Source organism: Streptomyces sp. NPDC020747 (assembly GCF_044334695.1).
In the GTDB taxonomy this organism is placed as follows: domain Bacteria; phylum Actinomycetota; class Actinomycetes; order Streptomycetales; family Streptomycetaceae; genus Streptomyces.
Genome location: NZ_JBIRTJ010000006.1, coordinates 377,095 through 400,841, shown reverse-complemented (window position 1 = coordinate 400,841; position 23,747 = coordinate 377,095). Strand labels below are relative to the sequence as shown.

The following is a 23,747-nucleotide window of genomic DNA, read 5'->3' as shown; positions in this document are numbered from 1 at the left end:
TCGCTGCCCGAGTCCTCTGCCCAGCAGAATAGCCCACATGAACCCAGGTCCGGCAGGTCATGTGACGCGATCTTTGATTCGTCCACGCCTTGAGACAACCCTGCGGCCACCTCTGCGGAGATTTCTGCGCACGGTCGACGGGGTCACGATCGATGCCGCGTGCGACCCCGGAAGGGGTGCGTCCGACACCGCGGACGACGCCCTCGGTGACGTCCCGGGCGACCTCGCCATCGTGGTCGCACACGGCTTCACGGGCGACCTGGAGCGGCTGCACGTACGTCGTGCGGCGACCGCCTTCACGCAGTACGGGGCGGTCGTCACGTTCTCCTTCCGGGGCCACGGCGACTCCGGCGGGCGTTCGACGGTCGGCGACCGCGAGGTGCTCGATCTCGCGGCGGCGGTGGAGTGGGCACGAGAACTCGGTCACACCCGGGTGGCCACGGTCGGTTTCTCGATGGGCGGATCGGTCGTCCTGCGGCACGCGGCGATCAATTCGGCCGGCGGCGAGGAGCACGAGGGGCGCACGGGAGCGCATACGGACGCGGTGGTTTCGGTCAGCGCACCCGCTCGCTGGTATTACCGGGGCACAGCCTCTATGCGCCGCCTGCACTGGCTGGTAACCCGCCCGATGGGCCGGGCCGTCGGCCGCTACGGCCTGCGCACCCGCATCCACCACCGCGAGTGGGACCCGGTCCCCGCCTCCCCGGTGGAGTCGGTCCCGCTGATCGCGCCCACGCCGTTGCTGATCGTCCACGGCCGGCAGGACGGCTACTTCCCGCTGGACCACCCCCGGATGCTGGCCGACGCCTCCGACGGCCACGCCGAGCTGTGGCTGGAGCCGGGAATGGGCCACGCGGAGAACGCGGCGGACGACGAGCTGCTGGCCCGCATCGGGCAGTGGACGGCCGGGGCGGCGACAGCCGAGGGCTAGCCTTGGCGGTGCTTGTCTGCTTGTCACCCATTCACCGACCGACTTCACCGACCGACGGTTGATCGAGCAATCCGGAATCCGGAATGTTGATCGAGCAATCAGGAATCAGGAATCAGATGGCAAAGGGCACGGTGCGTTACTGGGCCGCCGCCAAGGCCGCAGCGGGCGTCGCCGAGGAGCCGTACGAGGCGGAGACCCTCGCGGACGCGCTCGACGCGGCACGCGAGCGACACCCCGGCGAACTCGTCCGCGTCCTGCGGCGATGCTCGTTCCTCATCGACGGTGACCCCGTGGGCACCCGCGGACATGAGACGGTACGGCTGGCCGAGGGCGGCACGGTCGAAGTGCTCCCGCCGTTCGCAGGAGGGTGACGGGACCATGAGCAACCAGCCGTACGAGGGGAACGGGGACGGGCCGTACGAGGGCTACGACCCCTACCAGCAGCAACCGCCGCAGCAGCCGCCGTCGGGGTGGCCCGGCCAGCAGCAGTACGAGGCCGACGCCGAGCCCGACCAGCAGCAGTACACCCAGCAGTGGGAGGGCCAGACCTGGGAGACCCAGGTCCAGCCCCCGATCACGCCGACCGCACCGGCACCGGCCGCGGACACGGCGTACCTCCCGCAGCAGGCGCCGCACGGGCCGGGGGCGCAGCAGTACGCGGCTCAGTACGGCGCTCAGGGCGCCCAGGGCGGTCAGTACGGGGTAGTGGGGCAGCCGATGCCGGCGGAGGCGGGTTGGAACCAGCAGGGCCAGGGGGGACAGCCGCAGGGCTACCCGGGCTCGCAGGGGCCGCAGGGCCACCAGAGCTACGGAGGCCAGACGCCCGCGCCTGCGGGTGTGCCCGGCGCACCGGCTCCGTCTCCTGCCTCCGCGTCCGGCTCCGCGCCTGAGTACGGGCCGGCCACCGTCACCGGGGACTCCCGCCTCACCGCCGCCCAGCGGGCCCGTGCGGAGGGGCGTTCGCCGATCATCGAGCCCGGCCTGCAGCCGGCCGCGCTGACGGCGGTCCTCGGGCTGCTGATGGCCGGGGCGGCGGCCGTCGGGGAGTACGCACTGGTCGTACCGCTCGTCATCCTCCAGGCGGTGACCGCGGCGGGCTGGTTCCGGCTGAACGGGATGTGGCCCGCCCGGCAGGGCATCGCGCTCGCCTTCGCGGGCGCGCTCACCTCGGACGTCGCGCTGCTCGCGGCCGGGCGGGAGAACGCTCCCGCCGCGATCCTCGGCACGCTCGGCGTCTGGGTCCTGCTGACCCTGGTCCTCCAGCTGCGCAGCCGTGCGTCGGCGGACGAGCGGATGTCCGGGCTGATGGCCACGGTCGTCTCGGCGGCGCTGGCGATCGTCGCGACGGGGTACTTGGCGGCGGAGCCGGATGCGGTGACTGTGGGGGCGGTGGCGGTCGGGTTGGCGGTGCTGGCCCGTGCGGTGTCTCTGCCGACGGTGGTCTCGGTGGTTGTGGCGTTGGGTGCGGGGGCGGCGGCGGGGGCCGCGACGGGCGGGCTGACCGACTTCGGTACGCCGTCCGGTGCGCTCCTCGGCGCGGGCGCCGCCGCCTGCGCCCTGATCGGCCACCGCGTCGCCAGCTACGACTACCCGTCCCGCTTCGTCCACTTCACCGCGGGGGTTGCGCTGCCTTTGGCGGCGGCGGCCCCGGCGATCTACGTATTGGGCCGAGCGCTGGCCTGACGAGGCTGTTTCTCGCCCCCGCCGCCCCTACCCATTCCCGTCCCTCTGGGGCTCCGCCCCAGGCCCCGTGGGGTGCGGATGTGCCTGATCGCGCAGTTCCCCGCGCCCCTTCAAGGGGCGCGGGGAACTGCGCAGTCTTTTGGGGGTTCGGGGGCGAAGCCCCTGAGTAAGGGAAGGGAATGGGTAGGGGCGGCGGGGGCGAGGAAAAGGCCTGGTCCCAGCCGCCACCCCTGTCACAGCTGATCAACAACTCCCCCCGCCCAACCGGCCGGAGGCACCGGCAGGGTTACCCTCGCGCCAGGAGACCGCCAAGGTGGGGGAACACGAAAACCATGCGAGCACTGCGAATACTTCTGATCGTGACCGTCATCCTCGGCGGCCTCTTCATCATCGCCGACCGAGTGGCCGTCGGCTTCGCCGAGGACGAGGCGGCGGACAGGCTGAAGACCAACGAGGGCCTGGCCACCACCCCCAGCGTCTCGATCAAGGGCTTCCCCTTCCTCACCCAGGTCGTCGGCGGCGAACTGGACGAGGTCGAGGTCGGCATCAAGAACTACGAGGCCGACACGAGCGGCGCCACCGGCGGCACGGGCGCCGCCAAGGGCACCACCCCGGACAAGATCCGTATCGACGACCTCACCGCCCAGATGCGAGGCGTCGCGTTCTCCGGCGACTACAGCTCCGCGAAGGCCGCCTCGGCGACCGGCACGGCGACGATCTCGTACGACGAACTCCTCAAGGCGGCGAAGGCCGAGCCCGTGAACGTCACGAACGGAGTCACCGCCGAGGTCGTCGGCCTCTCCGACGGCGGCAACGGCAAGATCAAGGTCGAGGTGGAGGCCACGGTGCTCGGCACCAAGCTCCCGCGCCCGGTCTCCGTGCTCAGCTCGGTCAGCGTCAAGGGCGACACCGTCGAGGTGCACGCCGACTCCCTCCCCAACCTGGGCATCCAGCTCGCCGAGGACAAGGCCCGCCTGATCACCGACTTCCGGCAGCAGATCGACGGCCTGCCCGGCGGCATCAAGCTCGACAAGGTCGAGGCGGCCCCGAAGGGCGTCGACATCACGGTGAAGGGTTCGGACGTCAGCCTGGTCGGGTAGGGAGTGGGGGCACTCAAGCGAGTAACCGGTCGGGTACTCGAACGAGTAAGCGTCCGAAAGGCGAGACACCCCCGTCCGCACAGCAGCCGTGCGAGAGATGTGACGAGGGCCGCAGCCCCTCCGGGGCGGGGGGAAAACGGGCCGGACGACCCTCGCATCCCACATTGCGGACGATCGCGTCTCAGAATACGACACACCGGTGACATGCCCGCCTGTCCGTCCCTACGATCGACGTCATGAAGCGACAGGCGGATCTCACGAAGCGGCGGGCAGTAGACCTGTGCCGCGTCGCCGCCATGCTCTGTCGCACTTTCTGAGCGGAAGCGCCGTACTTCCGCGAGCCGGGCCCTTCGACCTCTCTCGTCGGGGCCACCCCTGCGCCGCGTACGCCATCGCAGCCGTGATCGTCGAGCGCGTGTCGCACCCCCTTTCTGACGCAACGCCCCGCCGCAACTGCCCCGGAGGAGAACGAGCATGAGCCGCAGCGACGTCCTGGTAGACGCCGACTGGGTCCAGGACCACCTGGACGACCCCAGCGTGGCCATCGTCGAGGTCGACGAGGACACGTCCGCGTACGAGAAGAACCACATCCGCAACGCGATCCGGATCGACTGGACCAAGGACCTCCAGGACCCGGTCCGCCGTGACTTCGTCGACCAGGCCGGCTTCGAGAAGCTCCTGTCGGAGAAGGGCATCGGCAACGACACCCTGGTTGTCCTCTACGGCGGCAACAACAACTGGTTCGCGTCCTACGCCTACTGGTACTTCAAGCTGTACGGCCACGAGAACGTGAAGCTCCTCGACGGCGGCCGTAAGAAGTGGGAGCTCGACTCCCGCGACCTGGTCGCCGAGGTGCCCACCCGCGCCACGACCGACTACAAGGCGAAGGCCCAGAACACCGCGATCCGCGCCTTCCGCGACGACGTCGTGTCGGCCATCGGCTCGCAGAACCTGGTCGACGTCCGTTCGCCCGACGAGTTCAGCGGCAAGCTGCTCGCGCCGGCCCACCTGCCGCAGGAGCAGTCGCAGCGTCCGGGCCACGTCCCGTCCGCGCGCAACATCCCGTGGTCGAAGAACGCCAACGACGACGGCACCTTCAAGTCGGACGACGAGCTCAAGGAGCTCTACGCCGAGGAGCAGGTCGACCTCGCCAAGGACACCATCGCGTACTGCCGTATCGGTGAGCGTTCCGCGCTCACCTGGTTCGTGCTGCACGAGCTGCTCGGCGTCGAGAACGTCAAGAACTACGACGGCTCGTGGACCGAGTACGGCTCCCTCGTCGGTGTGCCGATCGAGCTCGGCGCCAACAAGTAACCAAAGAACCCAAGGCCTGAAGGACTGAAGGACGGAAACGAAACATGTGTGGAGCGAAGGCCGGCGGCCCGGACGCCTCGACGATCAAGCCCGGTGAGACCACCATCCAGGGGCAGGTGACCAAGGACGGCGAGCCGGTGGTGGGCTATGTCCGCCTCCTGGACTCGACCGGCGAGTTCACCGCCGAGGTCCCGACCTCGGCGACCGGACAGTTCCGCTTCTACGCGGCCGAGGGCACCTGGACCGTCCGCGCCCTCGTTCCCGGCGGCACGGCCGACCGCACGGTCGTCGCCCAGACCGGCGGCCTGGCCGAGGTGGCCATCACCGTCTGAATCGTCTCGACCGTCTGAACCACCTGACGGCGGACACCGTATAAACGGCCGAAGGGCCGCACCCCCGGGGGTTGGACGCTTTCCGGTAAAGGGGTGCGGCCCTTCGGCTTGCCCGCGGACCGAACGTTCGAGTCACCGCGGACCTACGCTGGACGTATGTACGCACGACGACGTCACGTGTATTTCGCCATGATGGGGACGTGCATCGGGCTGTTCGTGCTGGCCTGGGCGGTCGTGCGGCTCTGGTCGGTGCCCGTGGCCGTCGGCATGTGCGTCGTGGCCATGGTGATTCCCCCGCTCGCGGCGATGGCGGCCAACCGGCGAGGCCCCGACGACCGCTGGTGGGACGACCCGTCCGGCGACCCCAAGTCCGACGACTGGTGGGACGAACTGGACGGCAAGAAGCGCCGCCAGTGACCCGTTCCGGTGCCGGTCCCCGGTCCCCGGTCCTGGGTCCCGGGTCAGTAGACGAGCGCCTGGGTCTCGTCCGCCAGTGCCTCCTGGACGAAGACCTGCGCGCCCGCGATCCGTACGCCCTTGATGACGTCCTTCTCCGTGATGTCGCGGCGGGCGGCGCACTGTGTGCAGAGGGTGAGGCGGCCGCCGGCCAGGATCGAGTCGAGCAGGTCGGGGAGCGGGGCCGCGTGCGGCAGCTCGAACTCGGCGGCCCGGCCCGGCAGCGCGAACCACGCGGACTCGCCCGTCAGCCACAGCGACACGTCCACCCCGCTGGCCACGGCGACCGCCGCCACCGTGAACGCCTGCGAACAGCGTTCGGGAGCATCGGCCCCCGCCGTCACCTTGATCACGAGCTTCTTCGCCATGGCCGAATCGTAGGGCCTACCTCGGAGAGAGCTCCGGTCCACGCCCGACTACAGTGGGAGCGGCTCTGCAACGCCCAACCACCGCGTCACCCCCGAGGAGCACCCCGTGCTTGAGTACTTCTTCGAAGCCCTGCTGGTCCTGGTCTGCGTCGGCGTTCTCGCCTTCACCGGGCTGGCCGTGAAGAAGCTGTACCAGGGCCAGCGCTGACCCCCATCAAGGAACTGCCGACCTCATGATCGAGATCCCGTCCGACCTGCACAAGGACCTCGTCCCCCTCGTCTTCCTGCTCGGCGACTGGACCGGCGCGGGCGTCCATGACTTCCCTGGCGACGAGAAGTGCAACTTCGGCCAGGAAGTCAGCTTCACCCACGACGGGCGGGACTTCCTGGAGTACCACTCGCACACCTGGGTCCTCGACTCCGAGGGCAACAAGGTGCGCGCGCTGGAGTCCGAGTCCGGCTTCTGGCGGATCGACCAGAACCGCAAGGTCGAGGTCGTGATGGTCCGCGACGACGGCGTCGTCGAGATCTGGTACGGCGAGCTGGCCGACAAGAAGCCCCAGATCGACCTGGTCACGGACGCGGTCGCCCGTACGGCCGCCTCGGGCCCGTACAACGGCGGCAAGCGTCTGTACGGCTATGTGAAGAGCGATCTCATGTGGGTCGGCGAGAAGCAGACCCCCGAGGTTCCGCTCCGCCCGTACATGTCGGCCCAGCTCAAGAAGGTCGTCAGCCCGGACGACGTGGAGCGCTGGGCCAAGGCCCTGCCGGACGACATGCCGGACGACGGGATCGCTTTCTTCAAGTAGTTCTACAAGTAGTTCTAGACTTTCGGTGTGGTGAGCACTGGAAGCACCGAAGGCACTGACTGGAAGAGCGATCTGCGGCAGCGCGGTTACCGGCTGACGCCCCAGCGCCAGCTTGTCCTCGAAGCCGTGGACACCCTGGAGCACGCGACCCCCGACGACATCCTCATCGAGGTGAGGAGGACGGCGTCGGGAGTCAACATCTCCACGGTGTACCGGACCCTGGAGCTCCTGGAGGAGCTGGGGCTCGTCTCGCACGCGCATCTCGGGCACGGGGCGCCCACGTACCACCTCGCGGACCGGCACCACCATCTCCACCTGGTCTGCCGCGACTGCACGAACGTCATCGAGGCGGACGTCGAGATCGCCGCCGACTTCACCGCCAAGCTCCGCGAGACGTTCGGCTTCTCCACCGACTTGAAGCACTTCGCGATCTTCGGCCGTTGCGAGGACTGCGCGGCGAAGAAGGCCGCGAAGGCGGAGTAGGCGGCGGCGTGGCTCTCGGCGGCAAGTGGGAGGCCGCTCCCCGCGGAAATAAAAAGCGCGTCCACTCGGTCGTAGGCTGTGTGGATATGAAGAGCCCTCTGCTGTCCCTGCCCGGTGCCGTGCCCGCCGAGGGTGTGGACGAAGGTGTCGCCGCCCACTACGGGGACCTGTTCCGAGAACAGCGTGCCTTCGCCGACGGCACCGGTTTCGTGGACCTCTCGCACCGCGGCGTGGTCACCGTCACCGGCGACGACCGGCTCACCTGGCTGCACCTGCTGCTCACCCAGCACGTCAGCGACCTCCCGGCGGGCCGCGCCACCGAGGCGCTGATCCTCTCCGCGCACGGCCACATCGAGCACGCGCTGTATCTCGTCGACGACGGGACGACCACCTGGGCCCACGTGGAGCCCGACAGCCAGGACGCGCTGATCGCGTACCTGGAGTCGATGAAGTTCTTCTACCGCGTCGAAGTCGCCGACAGCACGGCCGAGTTCGCGGTCGTCCACCTGCCCGCCGGCTCCATCGCCGAGGTCCCCGACGGCGTCGTCGTCCGCGAGACGCCGTACGGGCGTGATCTGTTCCTGCCGCGTACGGACCTGGAGTCGTACGCGGCCGACGTCGACAAGCACGGTCCGCCGGTCGGGCTGCTCGCGTACGAGGCGCTGCGTGTCGAGCACCACCAGCCGCGGATCGGTTTCGAGACCGACCACCGGACCATCCCGCACGAGCTGGGCTGGATCGGCAGCGCGGTGCATCTGCAGAAGGGCTGCTACCGCGGGCAGGAGACCGTCGCCCGCGTCCAGAACCTGGGCAAGCCCCCGCGCCGGCTCGTCTTCCTGCACCTGGACGGCAGCGAGGTCCATCTGCCGCCGCACGGCGCGGAGCTCCGGCTCGCGGACGAGGGGCCCGACGGGCGCAAGATCGGTTTCGTGACGACGGCCGTACGCCATCACGAGCTCGGGCCGATCGCCCTGGGGCTCGTGAAGCGGAACGTACCGCTGGACGCGCGGCTGCTGGCCGACACGACGGCCGCGGCGCAGGAGGTCGTGGTCGAGCCGTAGGGCCCGCCTACATCTCCAGCAGGACCGTGAACGGGCCGTCGTTCGTCAGGGAGACGCGCATCTGTGCGCCGAAGCGGCCCGTCGCCACCGTCGCGCCCAGCGAACGGAGCTGGGCGACGACCTCGTCCACGAGGGGCTCAGCGACGTCGCCGGGGGCGGCCGCGTTCCAGGTGGGGCGGCGGCCCTTGCGGGCGTCTCCGTAGAGCGTGAACTGGCTGATGACGAGCAGCGGGGCGTCGATGTCCGAGCACGACCTCTCGTCGGCCAGCATGCGGACCGACCAGAGTTTGCGGGCCAGTTGGGCCGCCTTCTCCTTGGTGTCCTCGTGGGTCACCCCGACCAGGACGCACAGGCCCTCGCCCTCGATCTCCCCGACGGTCTCACCCTCGACGACGACGCTCGCGCCGTCCACTCTCTGCACCACCGCACGCATACGGACCATCATGCCGTGCGGCGGATTGACGTCGGTGCCGGCCTCCGCGCCGACGTCCGTACGGGGCTTTCTTATTGATCCTTAACCCCCCATCTGGGGCCGATCGGGGGCACTCGGTCACATAGCGGCCACTTGGGGTGGCACGATGCTCACACGCGCCGGTCGAGGGGACGGTTGAGGCACATGAGCACACCGAGTACGGGGCAGTCACCCGGGGTCGTATCGCTGATTCGGGGGGAGCCGCCGTCATCGCCACCGCCGTCGCGGACAGCGGCCCTGCCGCAGTCTTCGCCGTTGTCGTCAGCGCGCCCGGTCGCGGCGCGTCCGCCCACCCAGCGTACGGACAGCCCCATGCCTGAGTCGGCCCCCGAGCCCGAGCTGGGCGTCCTGCGGCTGCCCGAACTGCGCACCCTGCGGAGGGACGCGCAGCGGGACGAGGCCGATCTGAGCTATGTGAGGCGGCTGCTGCAGGGGCGGATCGACATCCTGCGCGCCGAGTTGGGGCGGCGGGGGGCTCCGCGGCGGGGGCGCGAGGCGCGGATCGCGGCTTCGGCGTCCGTCGTCGAGCGGCTGTCGGAGATCCTCACGGACGCGCCGGCGCGGCAGCGGTCCTCCGCGCGGCACGTGACCGTGGGTACGCCCCACAGCGAGGAGTTCCGGCGGCTCGCCTCGGACATGCTCGCCGAGGTCGAGCTGTCCGACCTCGATGCGCGTACGGATCTGGAGCTCAACGCGGCGATGGGGCGGCTCGTGCGGTACGAGCAGCAGGTTTCTCGGCGGAGGCAGGAGTTGCAGCGGACTGCGGACGACTGCAGTGCGGAGATCGCTCGTCGCTATCGCGAGGGCGAGGCGCAGGTGGACGACTTGCTGATGTGACGTCTGCGGGGTGCGTTTGTGGGTGCGGCTGCGTGGTGGCTGGGTTGGGTGAAGGATTGCGCAGTTCCCCGCGCCCCTGGGTGGTTGGGGGTGCGGCTGTTCTGCGGGGGTGCGGGGCCGTGTCGGGACGTGTGTCCGCAGCCGGTGACGTAAGGCGCGGTTGCCGCACGGTGACCGCTCGCTCGTGTCCTCGTACGCTGCGGACACACATCCCGCCACGTCCCCGCCGGCCCGCTGGACCACCCGTGCCCCGTCAGGGGGGTTGCGCCCCTTTGGGGGCGCGGGGAACTGCGCGGGCAACCACGGTGGGCCCGCACTTACCAATCTGCCCCGGTTGCCCACCCACCCCCGGGGGGAAAACGACGCGACACCCCTCGCCACGTATGCCTAGCGTGACGGCATGAGCCCGCGTCAGGACATCGACATACGCCCCATCCGCGAGGACGAGACCCGAGAGTGGATCCGCGCGCTGAACACGGGATTCCAGCTCCCCCCGACCGTGTCGGACGCAGACGTGAGGGATCGCGGTACATACATCGTCCCCGAGCGAACACTGGGCGCGTTCGACGGCACCAGATGCGTGGGCACGTTCCGCTCGTTCGCGCAGGAGATCACGGCCGTAGGCGGCGCCCCCGTACCGGCCGACGCGATCTCGAACGTGACCGTCACCTCGACCCACCGCCGCCGAGGCATCCTCACCCGGATGATGGCCAAGGACCTGGCGGCCGCGAAGGAGCGGGGCGACACCGTGGCGACGCTGATCGCCGCGGAGTACCCGATCTACGGCCGGTACGGATTCGGTGTGGCCACGACGACCGCCGAGTGGACGATCGAGGTGCCGAGGGCGGGGCTCGACGCCCGCTGGTCGGGCCCGGACGACGGCGGCCGTATCGACCTCGTGGACGGCGACGACGTACGCAAGACCGGACCGGAGCTCCACGAGCGGCTCCGGCGGGCGCAGCCGGGCGTGGTCGACCGCGACGAGCGGTGGTGGCAGGTCCGTACGGGCGCGCTGGTGCTCGACCCGGCATCGTGGACCGAGCCGTTCCACGCCGTGTACCGCAACGCGGAAGGGGAGGTCGAGGGGCTGCTCACGTACACCGTGGACGACCACTGGGGGGACGTGAAGCAGCCGCTGGAGACCGCGAAGGTCAAGGACATGATCGCGGTCACGCCGGCGGCGGAGCGCGCCCTGTGGCGGTACGTGTGCTCGATCGACTGGGTCACGAAGGTCAGGACGGGGTGGCGGGCGCCGGACGACCTGCTGCCGCAGCTGCTGCCGGATCCGCGCGCGGCGCGCATCCTCACGCAGGCCGACCTGCTGTGGGTGCGGATCCTGGATGTCGTGGCGGCGCTGGAAGCGCGTACGTACGGGGCGACGGGGACGCTCGTCCTGGAGGTCGTCGACCGGGGAGGGCTGTGCGGGGGCCGGTACCGGCTGGACGCCTCGGAGGCGGGCGCGAGTTGTGCGCGGAGCACGGAGGACGTCGAACTCACGCTGGATGTGGGTGAGTTGGGGTCGCTGTGGCTGGGGGACGAGTCGGCGGTGCGGCTCGCGGCGCTGGGGCGGGTGCGGGAAGAACGAGCGGGCGCCGCCTCCTTGGCCGACGCCCTGCTGCGCACGTCCAGGCGACCGTGGTGCCCGGACATCTTCTGATTCTTCTGAATCGGCTGTTCCTGGTGCTCCGTTCCGTGTCGGTGGTCCGCGTCTGCGGCTTCTCCTCCGTTTGTTCGTGGCTATTCAGTTGTGATCCGTAGCTGTTCAGTTGTTGTGCGGCGGTTCGGTCGTCGATCCGGAGATCAACGATCGAACCGCGATGGTGCGGACCGACCGGGCTCCCGGCTCCCCTCCGGAAGGGAGCCCGGTCGGCCGGACTGCCGGACGGGTGGCGCCCGATCAGCCGGACTGGGCGAGCAGCATCACGAGGATGACGGCCCCGAGGCCGCCGATCATGGAGTTCTTGGCCTTGATTCCGACGGCGAGGGCGACGAAGGCGATGACGCCCATCGCCCCGAACTTCACCTGGATCAACTGCTCGAAACCGATGGCGAGGGCGGCGACGATGATGGCGACGAGCGGCATGCGGTCCCTCCTTCGGGACGGGGAGGCGGACCCCCGCTGGGACCGTCCACCTGGTCGACATTTGCGACTCTGGCAGCCAACCCCTCGGAAGTTTGACCATGTTCCGTAAGTTGGTTACCAACTTCACTGAAGTTATCTCCGCTTGGACACGTCTCATAACCACCTTCTCAACAACTGCCCAAAGATGGCGCGAAGTTGTAGTGTTTGGTTGTGGACCCGGAACACGTCGCCGTCAATGGGCGGAAGAGGTCACAACAGCCACAGCGGTCACACCGCGAGGTGGCCGACGAGCTGCGCACCCGGATCAGGTCCGGTGAGCTGCGGCCTGGACAGCGCATGCCCACACAGGCTCAGCTGGCCGACGAGTTCGGCGTCGAGCGGGGTGCCGTGCGCCAGGCGCTGCGCGTCCTCCAGTCGGAACACCTGCTGTCCAACGTGTCCAAAGGGAGCCCGGCGACCGTCGCGCAGGACGTGGGACCGGCTCTGACCGGGCCCGGAGCCCCGCCGCAGCCCACCATGGTGGCGCTCGCGTCGCGGATCACGGCCGCCTTCTCGGAGCCTCACGTGGAGATCGACGCCCTGTGTCTGACGGCGGTCTCCCTCACTCTCGCGATGGGTGAGCCGCTGCGCCTCATCCACGAGGGCCGACTAAAACCGGCCAGGGTCGACGTCCGGGTGCTCCTGCCGTCGAGCGACATCGACCTCGCCTTCCCGGCGCCGGTGGACGACACGGTCGACGACCGGCTGCAGCGCCGCTGGCTGGCCCACCGCAACGCGCAGGGCCAGGTCCTCAAGCACAACCTGCTGGCGTTACGGGCCACGCACGGCATCGACGTACACATCACCTTCCGCGCCCTGCCGTTCACCCCGCCCGTGAAGCTCTACCTGCTCAACGGCGCGGAGTCGCTCTTCGCGTACTACACGCTGACGCGGCGCGGCGAGGAGATCGACCACGAGTACCTGGAGATGTACGACGCGGAGGGGACCCAGTCCATGCTGTTCCCCTTCGAGCAGGGCGACGGCCTGCGGGACACGACGTTCGTCGAGCAGTCCCATCTGTGGTTCAACGCACTGTGGGAGACCATCAGCTCGGAGCTTGTGCTCACGGGCTGAGGTCTCCCACGGACGGGTACCTGATCTTCGGGTGGTTCTTCGTCCTCGCGGGTCGTGCGGGTCGCGCGGTTCGTACGGGTCACAGGGCTGGCCCGGAGACCATGAGGGCGAGGACGACGGCGCCGATCGAGCTGCAGGTCGGGCTCTTCGCCTTGATGCCGATGGTGAGCAGCAGCAGCCCGACGACGCCGCTGGGACCGTAACGCCACTGGACGAGCTGCTCGAAGGTGACGACGAAGACGGCGGAGAGGAAGGCTAGGACGGGCATGGTGGATCCTCCTTCGGGTCTTTCGGGGTGGTGCTGCCAACTACTTGCGAGTGGAGGCAAACCTTCCGCCATCTTCTCGGAGTTGGTTGCCAACTCTGACTAAGTTATCCCCAGTTGGTCCCTACTTCAAAACAACTTTCAAACAACTCCCCTGAGCTGGAGCGCAGTTGTAGCGTTTGCTCGTGACCCAGGAGAACGTGGCAGTGAGCGGCAGCAGAAAGCTCTCGCCGCAGGAGATCGCCGACATCCTGCGGGACCGCATCCGCGCGGGTGACCTGCGCTCCGGCGACCGCCTGCCCACCCAGGCCCAGCTCGCCGAGGAGTTCGGCGTGGATCGCGGCACGATCCGCTTGGCCCTTCGGGCACTCCAGGACGAGGGCCTGCTCGGCAGCGTCAGCAAGGGCAGTCCCCCGCGTATCGCGGACGTGACCCCTGCGCGGGACGAACCTCAGCCGACGATGGTCGGGTTGGCACCGCAGTTGGTCGAGGCCTTCGCCGTTCCGCATGTCCGGGTGGACGCCGCGTGCCTCACCGCCGAGACCCTGATGCTGGCCCTGGCTGAACCGGTCCGCCTGATCCACGAGAGCAAGCTCCGCCCCGAGTCGATCGACGTCCGCATCCTGCTGCCCTCCCGTGACATCAACCTCGCCTTCCCCGTCTCCGTCGATGCGCAGGGCGCCGAGGATCCGGTCCACCAGCGCTGGCTTGAGATGCGCAACGCGCAGGGCCACGTCCTGCGTCACAACCTCAAGGCGCTGCGCTCCTCCCACGGCATCGACGTCAACGTGACCTTCCGGGCCCTCCCCTTCACCCCACCGGTGAAGCTGTACCTGCTCAACGGCGTGGAAGCGCTGATCGCGTACTACATGATCACCAGGCGGGAGGAGGAGGCCGGCGACAGCTGCGCACTCGACATGTACGACGTCCTGGGCTCCACCTCCCTCTTGTTCTCCTTCGAGCAAAGAGCAGGCCAACGCGACGCCGCCTTCGTCGAGCAGTCCCAAAAGTGGTTCGACACCCTCTGGGAAACCATCACGACGGACCTGACACTCTCCTAGTGACTCCTGATGCGATGGGGACTGGTCCGGTGGCAGCAGAGACAGCGAACCTCCAGGAAGTGATCAGGCGTGCCCGCTTCGTCCTCTTCGACTTCGACGGGCCGATCTGTCGGCTGTTCGCGGGGCACTCGGCGGAGACCATGGCCAAGGACCTGGTGGAGTGGCTCGAACGCCAGGGCCTCCGCGGACTGCTCACCGAGGAGGAGCGCGTTCATCCCGACCCGATGGCGGTCCTGTACGCGGTCAACCGCCGCCATCCGCACAGCGACCTGGTGGTCGAACTGGAGGAACGCCTCACGCAGCTGGAACTCAAGGCGGCCCCCTCCGCCTGGCCCACCGAGTTCGCGGACCCACTGATCCGGACCTGGAGCGCGGTGGGCGCCCGGCTGGCGATAGCGACCAACAACTCGGCCCGTACGGTGGCCAGTTACCTGGAGAGCCGAGGCCTCATCGGTTGCTTCGCGCCCAACATCTACGGCCGCACCAAGGAACTCCACCGGCTCAAGCCCGACCCCTACTGCCTCGTCCGAGCCCTGAAAGCCATGGGCGCCGCCCCGCATGACGCCCTCATGATCGGCGACACTCCCACGGACTTTCATGCCGCCCGACAGGCCGGTGTCCCTCTTCTTGGCTACGCGCGCGACGCCGAAAGGGAGAGGGAGCTGAGATCGACGGGAGCGGAAGTCGTGGTGAGCTCGCTGGAGCCGGTTCTGCACATAGTCCGAGGTGAGGTGGGCTTCCGCGGGTGAAGTGCAAGTGGAGGTGGACTCTTCACGAGTTCTGCTAAGTTGGTAACCAAGTCGGCTCAAGTTGCGCCTAGTTGGTGGCTATCTCAAAACAGCTTGCCCGCAATCCCCGTAGATGGGGTGGAGTTGTAGCGTTTGGTCCTGACCCAGGAGAGCGTGGTAGTGAACGGCAGCAGAAGGCTCTCGCCGCAGGAGATCGCCGACACGTTGCGGGATCGCATCCGCACCGGCGACCTGAAGACGGGTGAGCGCCTGCCGACCCAGGCCGAGCTGGCGGAGGAGTTCGGCGTGGAGCGCGGCACGGTCCGCCAGGCTCTGCGGGCGCTCCAGGACGAGGGCCGGCTCAGCAACGTCAGCAAGGGCAGCCCGCCGAGGGTGGCCGAGGCGGCGCCTACGCGGGGCGAGCCCCAGCCGACGATGGTTGGCTTGGCGCCTCGGCTCACGGGCGCGTTCGCCGTTCCGCATGTCCGGGTGGACGCCGTGTGTCACACCGCCGAGACCCTGATGCTGGCCCTGGGTGAACCGGTCCGCCTGATCCACGAGAGCAAGCTCCGCCCCGAGTCGATCGACGTCCGCATCCTGCTGCCCTCCCGTGACATCAACCTCGCCTTCCCCGTCTCCGTCGATGCGCAGGGCGCCGAGGATCCGGTCCACCAGCGCTGGCTTGAGATGCGCAACGCCCAGGGCCACGTCCTGCGTCACAACCTCAAGGCGCTGCGCTCCTCCCACGGCATCGACGTCAACGTGACCTTCCGGGCCCTCCCCTTCACCCCACCGGTGAAGCTGTACCTGCTCAACGGGGAAGAAGCGCTGATGGGGTACTACATGCTCACGCGCCGGGAGGAGGAGCACGATGGCCGGACTCTGGACATGTACGACGCGCTCGGGTCCAAGTCTCTCCTCTTCTCCTTCGAGACGCGGTCCGGTCAGCGCGACGCCGCGTTCGTGGACCAGTCCCAGAAATGGTTCAACGCCCTCTGGGAAACCATCACCACGGACCTGAACCTCTCCTGAGAGCCGCGTACGGCCCTGCGACCGGCAGCGATCAGGCGCTGAGCAGCCCAGAAATGGTTCGATGCCCTCTGGGAAACGATCGCCGGGGAGTTGACACTCTCTGAGTGACATTTGAAACGGGACAGACCGAGTCGGCGTCGGATATGACCGAAAGCCTCCAGAGGCTGATCGCGGAGACACGTTACGTCTTCTTCGACTTCGACGGACCGATCTGTCGGCTGTTCGCGGGTCACTCGGCCGAGGACATCGCGAGAGCCCAGGTGAAGTGGCTGAAGGACCGTGGGCTGTTCGGGCTGCTGACCGACAGGGAGCGGAACCACCCGGACCCGCACGGTGTGCTGAGCGCGGTCGCCCGCCGTCACCCCAAGAGCGATCTCGTTGCCGAGCTCGAAGAGCGGCTCACCCAGAAGGAGTTGGAGGCGGTGCCCACCGCCTGGCCCACCGAGTTCGCGGATCCGTTGATCCGGACCTGGGTGGCCGTCGGTGCGCGGATGGCCATAGTGACCAACAACTCGGCCCGCACGGTGACGTCCTATCTGGAGAGCCGGGGCCTGCTGGAGTGCTTCGCCCCCTACATCTACGGCCGTAGCAAGAATCTCGAATTGCTCAAGCCGCACCCACACACGCTGAACCGGGCTCTGAACGTACTCGGAGCGGCACCGGACGCCACGCTGATGATCGGTGACGCGCCGTCGGACTGCGAGGCCGCCCGCAGCGCGGGTGTGTCCTTTCTCGGCTACGCGGGTGACCCCGCCGTGGCAAAGGAGCTGTTGAAGGCCGGCGCGGCTCCGGGACACATCGTGGGCTCGCTGGAACCCGTGCTGCGGATCGTGCGGGGCCGCGCCTGACTCGCTGGGCATCAGCTCGGGGTCATCAGCAGCACCAGCAGTATGGTGGCAACCAATATGCAGGTACTGTTGCGCGCCTTCAGTCCAATTCCCAGCAGACAGAACCCCGCGACCCCGAGCGGACCGAACTCCCCATGTACCGCCTGCTGCAGAGCGATCCGCAACACGGCCAGCGCGATCTCGACCATGATCATGATCTTCCACCCGCCTCCCCTGGCGTCAATCTGTCGTCCAATTGGACTGGTTGACTTGAGTTGAAGGTTCCCGGACTGGTTGATCCCTAATCAACAGTCCAATGGGTGCGGCTATTTGGCTGGAAGTGGTTTGCCGTCGGGGGTGTGAGAGGTAGGTTCGGCGTGTGGCTAACTTGGAAGGTGCCGACCGTGGAGGCAGGGAGTTCCGACGTGTGGACAACGCCCTGCGGGAGCAGTTGGCGAACGGAACGTACAGGCCGGGCGACATGCTGCCCGCGCAGCGGGACCTGGCCTCCGAGTACGGGGTCTCCCGCGACACGGTCCAGAGGGTCCTGCGCCAACTGGCCGCGGAGGACTGGATCCAGTCGAAACAGGGCAGTGGCAGCCGGGTGCTGCGGGTGCCACGTGTCGGCCCGGCCGGACAGCGTGCGGGGCTGGGTGCCGAGCGGCAGGGGAGGGCGCTGCTCCTCCCGCTGATCCACGCGGCCTTCGAGCAGTCCACGGTGTCCCTGGACGTCTTCACGCTGACGTCCGAGACGCTGGTGGGTCACCTCAGGCAGCAGACGGAGCGCGTCCTGGTCACCAAGGAGATCTCTCCGGAACGGCTGCACGTCCGCATGATGGTGCCCTGGGAGGACGAGCCGCTGGCCTATCCGCGCGCCAAGGACCCGGGCGACGCACGGGTCTGGCAGCGCTGGCGGACGATGACCCGCAAGCACCTCAAGGACATGGAGGTGTACTTCAAGGCGTTGAACGAGGGAGGGGTCGACGCCCGGCTGGAGGTCCGCAGGGTGCCACTGACCCCGCACTGCAAGCTGTACGTGCTCAACGACACCGACATGCTGTACGGGACCTATGACGTGGTCGAGCGCACGGTCACTCTCGATGACGGCACCGACATCGAGTCCCTGGACGTACTCGGTCTGGGCTCGACCCTCTCGCACCACCGGCGGGAGGCGGACGAGGAGTCGCACGACTCCACGTTCTTCGCCAGCCACCAAGGCTGGTTCGAGTCGTGCTGGAACCTGCTGGGCGTGGTAGCGGAGGGCGACTGAAAGGGCATTGTCGGTAACGCCGGACACGAGTATCGAGTGGAGGCGGTCCAGAAAGTGACACGTCGTGAGATGAGGAGGAATGCAGGCCCGGGGAGGCAGTACTGTGTGCGCCCATGTCGTCCCCTCCGCATCACAGAGCGCACCAGGCACTGGTACGCCGTCTCGCGGAGGTGCGGCGCCGCAGCCCGGACGGGGCGATCGTTACCGGCCATCACAACAGCAACCACATCGTGTCCCTGGGACAGCCGCTGGCCTTTCTGCTGGGGATGGGGTCCGGACGGGTTCTTGCCAAGTTCCGTACACCCTTCACCACGATGGAAGTTGTGCCGCGAATCTGGCGGCGCGAGTCGGAAGTGCTGCGGGCGGTGAGCAGACAGCTGAGTGAAGTGCCTCGCTGTCTGGTGGACTTCGGAGACTGGTCACTGCACGCCTATCTGCCGGGACGCGTGTTGTCCGACATGGTCCCCGAGGGGCCGATCGGCAGCTGGCGCCTGGCTGCGCTCGCCGACTTCTTCGCACGCGTGGCCTCGGTGCCGGAACATGATCTGCCGCAGCGTCCGGCCGACTGGCCGCAGAACCACGACAGTTCAGGGTTTCTGCGTTGGCTGGGCCGGTTTGCCGAGCAGCGGGTGCATCAGTACAACCGGCCCCGCTTCGGGGAACTCTTCGACTCGGTCGGTGTCCCACGCGACGCCGTGGACCGATTCCTGCGTTCCGTGCCCGAACTCAGCCCGCGCCCGTTTGCCCTGCTGCACACCGACGTCCACCGGGCCAATGTGGTGGTGATACCGGACGGGGACGGCGAGCGGCTGTCGATCATCGACTGGGAACTCGCGTTGTACGGGGATCCGTTGCACGACCTGGCGACCCATGTCGTCCGTATGGGGTATGACAAGACGGAGCAGGAACTGATGATCCGGATGTGGGCCGACGCGATGCGAAGCGCGGGCCACGCGGACATGACCGTCGACATGGACCCTGACCTGGGGTGGTATCTCGGATTCGAGTACGTACAGTCGGTGTTCCCCGACGTGATGCGGGCGGCTCTCGCCCTGCCCGACGACCCTGGGGAGCAGGACTTGCGCCTTGCCGCCGGACAGGTGTGCCGGGCGATACACCGGGCCAGGGAGCCGCTGGCCCTGGTGGACGGGCCCCTGGGCGAAGAGGCGGCGGTCGAGGCGCTGCGGCAGTGGCACCGCGCGGACAGGGCAGAGTGGATGGGGAGCACCGAAGAGCTGGAACGGATGGAGGGCCTGGAGCGGCATGGCTGTTGAGCTCGAGGACATGAGGGAAGCAGAGAAGCTGCTGTGGGGCGCGCGCTGTGTCCTCTTCGACTTCGACGGTCCGATCTGCCGCCTCTTCCCGAACGGCTCCTCGGTGGATGTCGCCGATGAACTCCGCCGGGAGATCGACGCCTTCGGCGCCGGCGACGTACTGACGGAGCACGAGCGCGAGGACAAGGATCCGCATGTGGTGCTGCGGGCGGTGCACCGTGAGTGCGAGGACAGGGACCTGCGGGGACTGCTGGAGGCCCTGGAGGAAACGCTGACCAAGGGGGAGCTGGGAGCCGCGCGGTCCGCGGAACTCACAAAGGACGCCGATGCTGTCATCGGCTTGCTCGCCGAACGGGACCTGCGCCTCGGTGTGGTCACCAACAACTCGCACCTGGCGGCCGAGTCGTTCCTTGAGACCAAGAAACTGAGCGGGTTCTTCGGCAGTATCGAAGGCCGCACCAGCGATCCCGGCCTGATGAAGCCGCACCCCGACGTCATCACGCGGGCCCTGCGGAGTCTGCGCCTTCGACCGGAGGGCGCGGTGATGATCGGAGACTCGCCGTCGGACCTGGAAGCTGCGAACCGGGCCGGGGTTCAGTTCATCGGATACGGGCGCAATGACCTCAAGGTGAAAGCGTTGCGCGACGCCGAGGCCGCGGTGGTCGTTCGTTCCTATGGTCCGTTGGTCAAGGAGGCGCGCGAGGGTGGGACTTGAGGTGACTTCAGATGTCCGCCGACGCGGTGCAAGGTGCGTGAGCCGCGGCCGGGACTCCTCTGGTTCGACCGCAGATGCTTCGCCGGCGAGGAGCAGTTGCTGAGGGCGCTCGCCGGCAGGGTCACACGTGTTCCCGAGCTGGTCCTCTGGACCATCGACTGGGAGCCGGCAATGATCGGAGATCCGCTCTACGAACTTGCCACCCACCTGCATCGGATGCGTTACCCGGTGGACCAGGAGCGCCGCGTGATCCAGCAGTGGTGCGCGACCGTCGAAGAGGCCAGGCCCGGGAGCGCCTCCGGATGGGAGAGGGAACTGCCTCTCGTTCTCGACTGCGGGAGAGCGCAGTCCGTCTTCACCGACATCATCCGGTTGTGCCTGTCACCGGACGTCGGTCGGCCGGTGGAAGCGCGGTCCGTCCTGCGTGGGGCCAGGAAGGTGCGTAAGCTCCTCACCTTTGCTGCGCAGCCCCTCGGCCTGAAGACCGTACCGAGCGTGGCGCGGATCTCGAACTCGCCCCTTCTGTGGCATCGGGAGCAGGGCATGCGATGACGTAGTCGCGTTCAAGGGGAGGGCGGGAGTCCGGAAAGTGCGTAGGCTCGGGGCATGGGCGAGACGGGTGCGAGGGGTGCTGCGGGCGCGACCGGGGTCACGCGGGCGGTGAGTGGGGCGAGTGCCGTGGGTGCCCCGCGTTCGGCGGGTGCCATGGGGCTGCGTGAGCGTAAGAAAATGCGGATGTACCAGGATGTCTCGGACGTTGCCATCACGCTCTTCCTGCAGAAGGGGTTCGAGCAGGTTTCCGTCGCCGAGGTGGCCGCCGCCGCTCAGATCTCGAAGCCGACCCTCTTTCGGTACTTTTCGTCGAAGGAGGACCTGGTTCTGCATCGGTTCGCCGATCACGAGGACGAGGCCGCGCGGGTGGTCGCGGCACGGACGCCGGGGGAGTCCGCTGTCGACGCACTGCGGCGACAGTTCCTGGCGGGGATCGAGCGGAGCGACCCCATCACCGGGGTCAACGCGGACCCGCACATCCTGGCGTTCCTTCGGCTGCTCTACGGGACTCCTTCGCTGGTCGCGCGGCTGTACGAGTATCTGGAGCGGTCCGAGGACGCCCTCACCGAGGCGCTCGGTGGCGGCCTGGAGGCCAGGCTCGCCGCCGGGCAGATCGTCGCCGTGCAGCGGATCCTCGCGCAGGAGAACTGGCGGCGGATCGCGGAGGGCGAGCCGGTCGTGGACGTACGACGGGATGCCGTCGTCGCGGCGGAGGGTGCGTTCGCGCGGCTTGAGGCCGGGCTGGCTCGGTGCGCGTGACGCTCTGGTGCCGGGCGGCACTCGTTCCATAGTCAGGTAAAAAATGTAACTCAGTTACGTTATTCCGGTACTCTTGCTCGAATGACGTCACCCGACCCCGTTCTCGTCACCTCCCTCACCCAGGAACGCGCCTACCACGACGCCTGCCGTGCCGCCCTTGCCGCGATGGTCGACGGTGCTCAGGAACACGTCGTCACCGGAGTGGACGTGTCCGCGTCCGGTGCCGACGCCGAAGTGCTCGGGTACCGGCTCCGTAGCCGGGCCAAGGAGATGCGGGAACTGCCCGAAGGGCCTTTGTTCTTCGGGCGGTTGGACTTCGGGGGAGAGCGTGGCGACGCCGGTGATCACGCCGGGCAGAGCTACCACGTCGGACGGCGGAGGATCACCGAGCACCCTTCCGCCCCACCCCTCGTCGTGGACTGGCGGGCTCCCGTTTCGCGCGCCTTCTACCAGGCGAGCGCCCGCGATCCACAGGGTGTGCGGGTGCGGCGGCGGTTCGGCTGGGCACCGGGCAGCCGCGGCGACTCCGCCGACCTCACCGGTCTGGAGGACGAGCGGCTGGAGGGGGAGTACTTGGAGGACGGGCGTCAACCGGAGCGGCGCCGCACCGGGACGCCGGGCGACAGCCGCAGAAGCCGCAGCCGCAGTAGCCGCATCCTCGCGAGTGAGATCGAGCGCCCCCGCGTCGGCCCGATGCGCGACATCGCCGCCACCATCCAGCCCGACCAGGACGAACTCGTACGGGCGGACCTCACCGTCTCCGTCTGTGTGCAGGGTGCGCCCGGCACCGGGAAGACGGCCGTCGGGCTGCACCGGGCCGCGTATCTGCTGTACACGTTCCCGCAGCGCGTCCAGCGCGGCGGGCTGCTGATCCTGGGACCGAACCGCACCTTCCTCTCCTACATCTCGGAGGTGCTGCCCGCCCTCGGCGAGACCGGCGTACGGCAGTCCACCGTCGGGGAGGAGATCGGGCGGCACCCGGTCACGGGCGAGGACGACGAGGCCACCGCGGTCGTCAAGCACGACGCCCGTATGGCGGAGGTGCTGCGGCGAGCCCTCTACGCCCGGGTGCGGGCGGATGGGGCTGAGGGGGTCAACGGCCTTGCGGTGCCCGACGGTTCGTACCGATGGCGGGTGCCCGGTGAGACTCTCGCGCGGATCGTGGCGGGTGTACGGGCCGAGGAACTGCCGTACGCCGTCGGGCGCGAGCGGGTCCGGACGCGGATCGTGCGGTACGTGCGGGAGCGGGCCGAACGGCGTGCCGGGCCCCAGTCGAGCGCCTGGGTCCAGAAGATCTCGCGGGCACGGCCCGTCGGCGCGTACGTCGACGCCGTGTGGCCCAAGGCGCGGCCGGAGGAGGTGGTCGCCGAACTGCTCGCCGATCCGGACGTGTTGGCCGCGGCGGCGGACGGGGTGCTGGGCGCGGACGAACAGAAGTCGCTGCTGTGGGCGCGGCCGCCCCGGTCGTGGAAGTCCGCGCGATGGTCGGCGGCCGACCTCGTCCTCCTCGACGAGGTCGCGGGACTCGTCGAACACCCGGAAGGCTACGGCCACTTGGTGATCGACGAGGCACAGGACCTGTCCCCGATGGAGTGCCGGGCGATCGGCCGGCGTGCGGCCTACGGGTCCCTCACCGTACTCGGCGATCTCGCCCAGGGGACCACACCGTGGGCCGCGCGGGAGTGGGGCGAACTGCTCGGCCACCTGGGCAGACCGGAGGCGGTGGTCGTGCCGCTGACCACCGGCTTCCGCGTGCCCCAGGCGGTCGTCGAGCTGGCGAACCGGGTACTGGCGAGGCTGGACGTCGGAGTTCTGGCGGGCCGATCCCTGCGCAGGGACGGCCAGTTGACGCTGCGCCACACTGACGACGTACTCGGCGAGACCGTCGAGGCCGTCCGACGCGCCCTCTCGTACGAGGGATCGGTGGGCGTCATCACGGCCGACTCGGACCTCGTACGGGTGCGGGAGGCGCTCGACGGCGCCGGCGTCGAAACGGCCGGCGTCGACCAACTGGGCGCGCGCGTCACTGTGTTGGGTGCCGGGCTCGCGAAGGGCCTGGAGTACGACCACGTCGTCGCCGTGGAGCCGGCGGCGATCGTGGAGGCGGAGACCCGGGGGCTGCACCGGTTGTACGTCGTACTCACGCGGGCCGTGTCACGGCTGGACGTGGTGCATGCGCGTCCGTTGCCGTTCGAGTGAGGGCTTCGCCCACAAGTTTCGCC

The 23,747-nt window shown here is 68.7% G+C and carries 29 protein-coding genes; 24 read left to right on the top strand and 5 right to left on the bottom strand.

The window, feature by feature from the left end:
• Positions 1 to 37: 37 nt before the first annotated feature.
• From ACH4YP_RS19150 to ACH4YP_RS19115, 8 genes are all read left to right on the top strand, one after another.
• Complete coding sequence (locus ACH4YP_RS19150) at positions 38 to 931, top strand: alpha/beta hydrolase (protein ID WP_398491317.1); 894 nt, start codon at positions 38 to 40, stop codon at positions 929 to 931.
• Positions 932 to 1,047: 116 nt separating this feature from the next.
• A complete protein-coding gene (locus ACH4YP_RS19145) occupies positions 1,048 to 1,302 on the top strand; it encodes a MoaD/ThiS family protein (RefSeq protein ID WP_143639489.1) in 255 nt (84 codons plus the stop codon).
• A 7-nt stretch (positions 1,303 to 1,309) separates the two neighbouring features.
• Positions 1,310 to 2,614, top strand: a complete 1,305-nt coding sequence (locus ACH4YP_RS19140) for a hypothetical protein (protein WP_398491315.1) — start codon at positions 1,310 to 1,312, stop codon at positions 2,612 to 2,614.
• Between the two features lie 332 nt (positions 2,615 to 2,946).
• Positions 2,947 to 3,714 (top strand): DUF2993 domain-containing protein, encoded by a 768-nt coding sequence (locus ACH4YP_RS19135; protein ID WP_398491313.1) that lies wholly within the window; start codon positions 2,947 to 2,949, stop codon positions 3,712 to 3,714.
• Between the two features lie 236 nt (positions 3,715 to 3,950).
• Positions 3,951 to 4,031 carry a putative leader peptide gene (locus ACH4YP_RS19130; protein WP_350310325.1) on the top strand — a complete coding sequence of 27 codons (81 nt, stop codon included), beginning with the start codon at positions 3,951 to 3,953 and terminating at the stop codon, positions 4,029 to 4,031.
• Positions 4,032 to 4,188: 157 nt separating this feature from the next.
• Positions 4,189 to 5,028 (top strand): sulfurtransferase, encoded by an 840-nt coding sequence (locus tag ACH4YP_RS19125; protein ID WP_361072828.1) that lies wholly within the window; start codon positions 4,189 to 4,191, stop codon positions 5,026 to 5,028.
• Between the two features lie 44 nt (positions 5,029 to 5,072).
• Entirely contained in the window at positions 5,073 to 5,360 is a 288-nt protein-coding gene (locus ACH4YP_RS19120) for a DUF1416 domain-containing protein (protein WP_055617549.1), read from the top strand.
• 156 nt (positions 5,361 to 5,516) lie between these two features.
• Positions 5,517 to 5,777 carry a DUF3099 domain-containing protein gene (locus ACH4YP_RS19115; RefSeq protein ID WP_361072831.1) on the top strand — a complete coding sequence of 87 codons (261 nt, stop codon included), beginning with the start codon at positions 5,517 to 5,519 and terminating at the stop codon, positions 5,775 to 5,777.
• A gap of 44 nt (positions 5,778 to 5,821) precedes the next feature.
• Here ACH4YP_RS19115 and ACH4YP_RS19110 read toward each other — a convergent pair whose 3' ends face one another.
• Positions 5,822 to 6,184: a DsrE family protein gene (locus ACH4YP_RS19110; protein WP_361072834.1), complete on the bottom strand. Its 363-nt coding sequence runs from the start codon at positions 6,182 to 6,184 to the stop codon at positions 5,822 to 5,824.
• A gap of 233 nt (positions 6,185 to 6,417) precedes the next feature.
• Between ACH4YP_RS19110 and ACH4YP_RS19105 the strand changes: the two genes are divergently transcribed.
• The 3 genes from ACH4YP_RS19105 to ACH4YP_RS19095 all read left to right on the top strand — a co-directional run bounded on the left by ACH4YP_RS19105 (position 6,418) and on the right by ACH4YP_RS19095 (position 8,537).
• The gene (locus ACH4YP_RS19105; RefSeq protein WP_361072837.1) at positions 6,418 to 6,993 is read left to right on the top strand and encodes an FABP family protein; all 576 of its coding nucleotides are present in this window, start codon (positions 6,418 to 6,420) and stop codon (positions 6,991 to 6,993) included.
• A 27-nt stretch (positions 6,994 to 7,020) separates the two neighbouring features.
• Positions 7,021 to 7,476: a Fur family transcriptional regulator gene (locus tag ACH4YP_RS19100; protein WP_398491309.1), complete on the top strand. Its 456-nt coding sequence runs from the start codon at positions 7,021 to 7,023 to the stop codon at positions 7,474 to 7,476.
• An 86-nt stretch (positions 7,477 to 7,562) separates the two neighbouring features.
• Positions 7,563 to 8,537, top strand: a complete 975-nt coding sequence (locus tag ACH4YP_RS19095) for a folate-binding protein (protein ID WP_361072843.1) — start codon at positions 7,563 to 7,565, stop codon at positions 8,535 to 8,537.
• Positions 8,538 to 8,544: 7 nt separating this feature from the next.
• Here ACH4YP_RS19095 and dtd read toward each other — a convergent pair whose 3' ends face one another.
• Positions 8,545 to 8,970 (bottom strand): D-aminoacyl-tRNA deacylase, encoded by a 426-nt coding sequence (gene dtd, locus ACH4YP_RS19090; protein ID WP_398491307.1) that lies wholly within the window; start codon positions 8,968 to 8,970, stop codon positions 8,545 to 8,547.
• A gap of 183 nt (positions 8,971 to 9,153) precedes the next feature.
• Here dtd and ACH4YP_RS19085 point away from each other — a divergent pair, with 183 nt between their 5' ends.
• Together ACH4YP_RS19085 and ACH4YP_RS19080 are read left to right on the top strand one after the other, a co-directional pair.
• On the top strand, positions 9,154 to 9,846 hold the full coding sequence (locus tag ACH4YP_RS19085; protein ID WP_398491305.1) for an AmfC protein: 693 nt from the start codon (positions 9,154 to 9,156) through the stop codon (positions 9,844 to 9,846).
• A 400-nt stretch (positions 9,847 to 10,246) separates the two neighbouring features.
• On the top strand, positions 10,247 to 11,503 hold the full coding sequence (locus ACH4YP_RS19080) for a GNAT family N-acetyltransferase (RefSeq protein ID WP_398491303.1): 1,257 nt from the start codon (positions 10,247 to 10,249) through the stop codon (positions 11,501 to 11,503).
• A gap of 240 nt (positions 11,504 to 11,743) precedes the next feature.
• On the opposite strand, the gene ACH4YP_RS19075 is transcribed toward ACH4YP_RS19080, so the two are convergent.
• On the bottom strand, positions 11,744 to 11,929 hold the full coding sequence (locus ACH4YP_RS19075; protein WP_361058447.1) for a hypothetical protein: 186 nt from the start codon (positions 11,927 to 11,929) through the stop codon (positions 11,744 to 11,746).
• 204 nt (positions 11,930 to 12,133) lie between these two features.
• Between ACH4YP_RS19075 and ACH4YP_RS19070 the strand changes: the two genes are divergently transcribed.
• A complete protein-coding gene (locus ACH4YP_RS19070) occupies positions 12,134 to 13,042 on the top strand; it encodes a winged helix-turn-helix domain-containing protein (RefSeq protein ID WP_361058445.1) in 909 nt (302 codons plus the stop codon).
• Between the two features lie 79 nt (positions 13,043 to 13,121).
• Here ACH4YP_RS19070 and ACH4YP_RS19065 read toward each other — a convergent pair whose 3' ends face one another.
• Positions 13,122 to 13,310, bottom strand: coding sequence for a hypothetical protein (locus tag ACH4YP_RS19065; protein ID WP_361058443.1), 189 nt, complete (start codon positions 13,308 to 13,310; stop codon positions 13,122 to 13,124).
• Positions 13,311 to 13,486: 176 nt separating this feature from the next.
• Here ACH4YP_RS19065 and ACH4YP_RS19060 point away from each other — a divergent pair, with 176 nt between their 5' ends.
• The 4 genes from ACH4YP_RS19060 to ACH4YP_RS19045 all read left to right on the top strand — a co-directional run bounded on the left by ACH4YP_RS19060 (position 13,487) and on the right by ACH4YP_RS19045 (position 16,976).
• The gene (locus tag ACH4YP_RS19060) at positions 13,487 to 14,368 is read left to right on the top strand and encodes a GntR family transcriptional regulator (RefSeq protein ID WP_398491300.1); all 882 of its coding nucleotides are present in this window, start codon (positions 13,487 to 13,489) and stop codon (positions 14,366 to 14,368) included.
• The gene (locus tag ACH4YP_RS19055; protein ID WP_398491298.1) at positions 14,317 to 15,117 is read left to right on the top strand and encodes an HAD family hydrolase; all 801 of its coding nucleotides are present in this window, start codon (positions 14,317 to 14,319) and stop codon (positions 15,115 to 15,117) included. Before ACH4YP_RS19060 ends, ACH4YP_RS19055 begins: the two co-directional genes overlap by 52 nt.
• A gap of 159 nt (positions 15,118 to 15,276) precedes the next feature.
• Positions 15,277 to 16,128 (top strand): winged helix-turn-helix domain-containing protein, encoded by an 852-nt coding sequence (locus tag ACH4YP_RS19050; protein ID WP_361058439.1) that lies wholly within the window; start codon positions 15,277 to 15,279, stop codon positions 16,126 to 16,128.
• A gap of 143 nt (positions 16,129 to 16,271) precedes the next feature.
• On the top strand, positions 16,272 to 16,976 hold the full coding sequence (locus tag ACH4YP_RS19045) for an HAD-IA family hydrolase (protein ID WP_361058459.1): 705 nt from the start codon (positions 16,272 to 16,274) through the stop codon (positions 16,974 to 16,976).
• 11 nt (positions 16,977 to 16,987) lie between these two features.
• Here ACH4YP_RS19045 and ACH4YP_RS19040 read toward each other — a convergent pair whose 3' ends face one another.
• Complete coding sequence (locus tag ACH4YP_RS19040) at positions 16,988 to 17,170, bottom strand: hypothetical protein (protein ID WP_359933932.1); 183 nt, start codon at positions 17,168 to 17,170, stop codon at positions 16,988 to 16,990.
• A 212-nt stretch (positions 17,171 to 17,382) separates the two neighbouring features.
• On the opposite strand from ACH4YP_RS19040, the gene ACH4YP_RS19035 reads away from it, so the two are divergent.
• The 6 genes from ACH4YP_RS19035 (at position 17,383) to ACH4YP_RS19010 (ending at position 23,724) form a co-directional block, all read left to right on the top strand.
• Positions 17,383 to 18,225, top strand: coding sequence for a winged helix-turn-helix domain-containing protein (locus ACH4YP_RS19035; protein WP_398491296.1), 843 nt, complete (start codon positions 17,383 to 17,385; stop codon positions 18,223 to 18,225).
• Between the two features lie 113 nt (positions 18,226 to 18,338).
• Positions 18,339 to 19,499 (top strand): phosphotransferase, encoded by a 1,161-nt coding sequence (locus tag ACH4YP_RS19030; RefSeq protein ID WP_398491294.1) that lies wholly within the window; start codon positions 18,339 to 18,341, stop codon positions 19,497 to 19,499.
• Positions 19,489 to 20,214 (top strand): HAD family hydrolase, encoded by a 726-nt coding sequence (locus ACH4YP_RS19025; protein ID WP_361058433.1) that lies wholly within the window; start codon positions 19,489 to 19,491, stop codon positions 20,212 to 20,214. The genes ACH4YP_RS19030 and ACH4YP_RS19025 overlap by 11 nt, the downstream gene beginning before the upstream one ends.
• A gap of 33 nt (positions 20,215 to 20,247) precedes the next feature.
• Positions 20,248 to 20,766: a hypothetical protein gene (locus ACH4YP_RS19020; protein WP_398491292.1), complete on the top strand. Its 519-nt coding sequence runs from the start codon at positions 20,248 to 20,250 to the stop codon at positions 20,764 to 20,766.
• A gap of 177 nt (positions 20,767 to 20,943) precedes the next feature.
• Positions 20,944 to 21,525 carry a TetR/AcrR family transcriptional regulator gene (locus ACH4YP_RS19015; protein WP_398491291.1) on the top strand — a complete coding sequence of 194 codons (582 nt, stop codon included), beginning with the start codon at positions 20,944 to 20,946 and terminating at the stop codon, positions 21,523 to 21,525.
• Between the two features lie 81 nt (positions 21,526 to 21,606).
• Positions 21,607 to 23,724 carry a HelD family protein gene (locus tag ACH4YP_RS19010; RefSeq protein ID WP_398491290.1) on the top strand — a complete coding sequence of 706 codons (2,118 nt, stop codon included), beginning with the start codon at positions 21,607 to 21,609 and terminating at the stop codon, positions 23,722 to 23,724.
• The last annotated feature ends 23 nt before the right edge of the window (positions 23,725 to 23,747 follow it).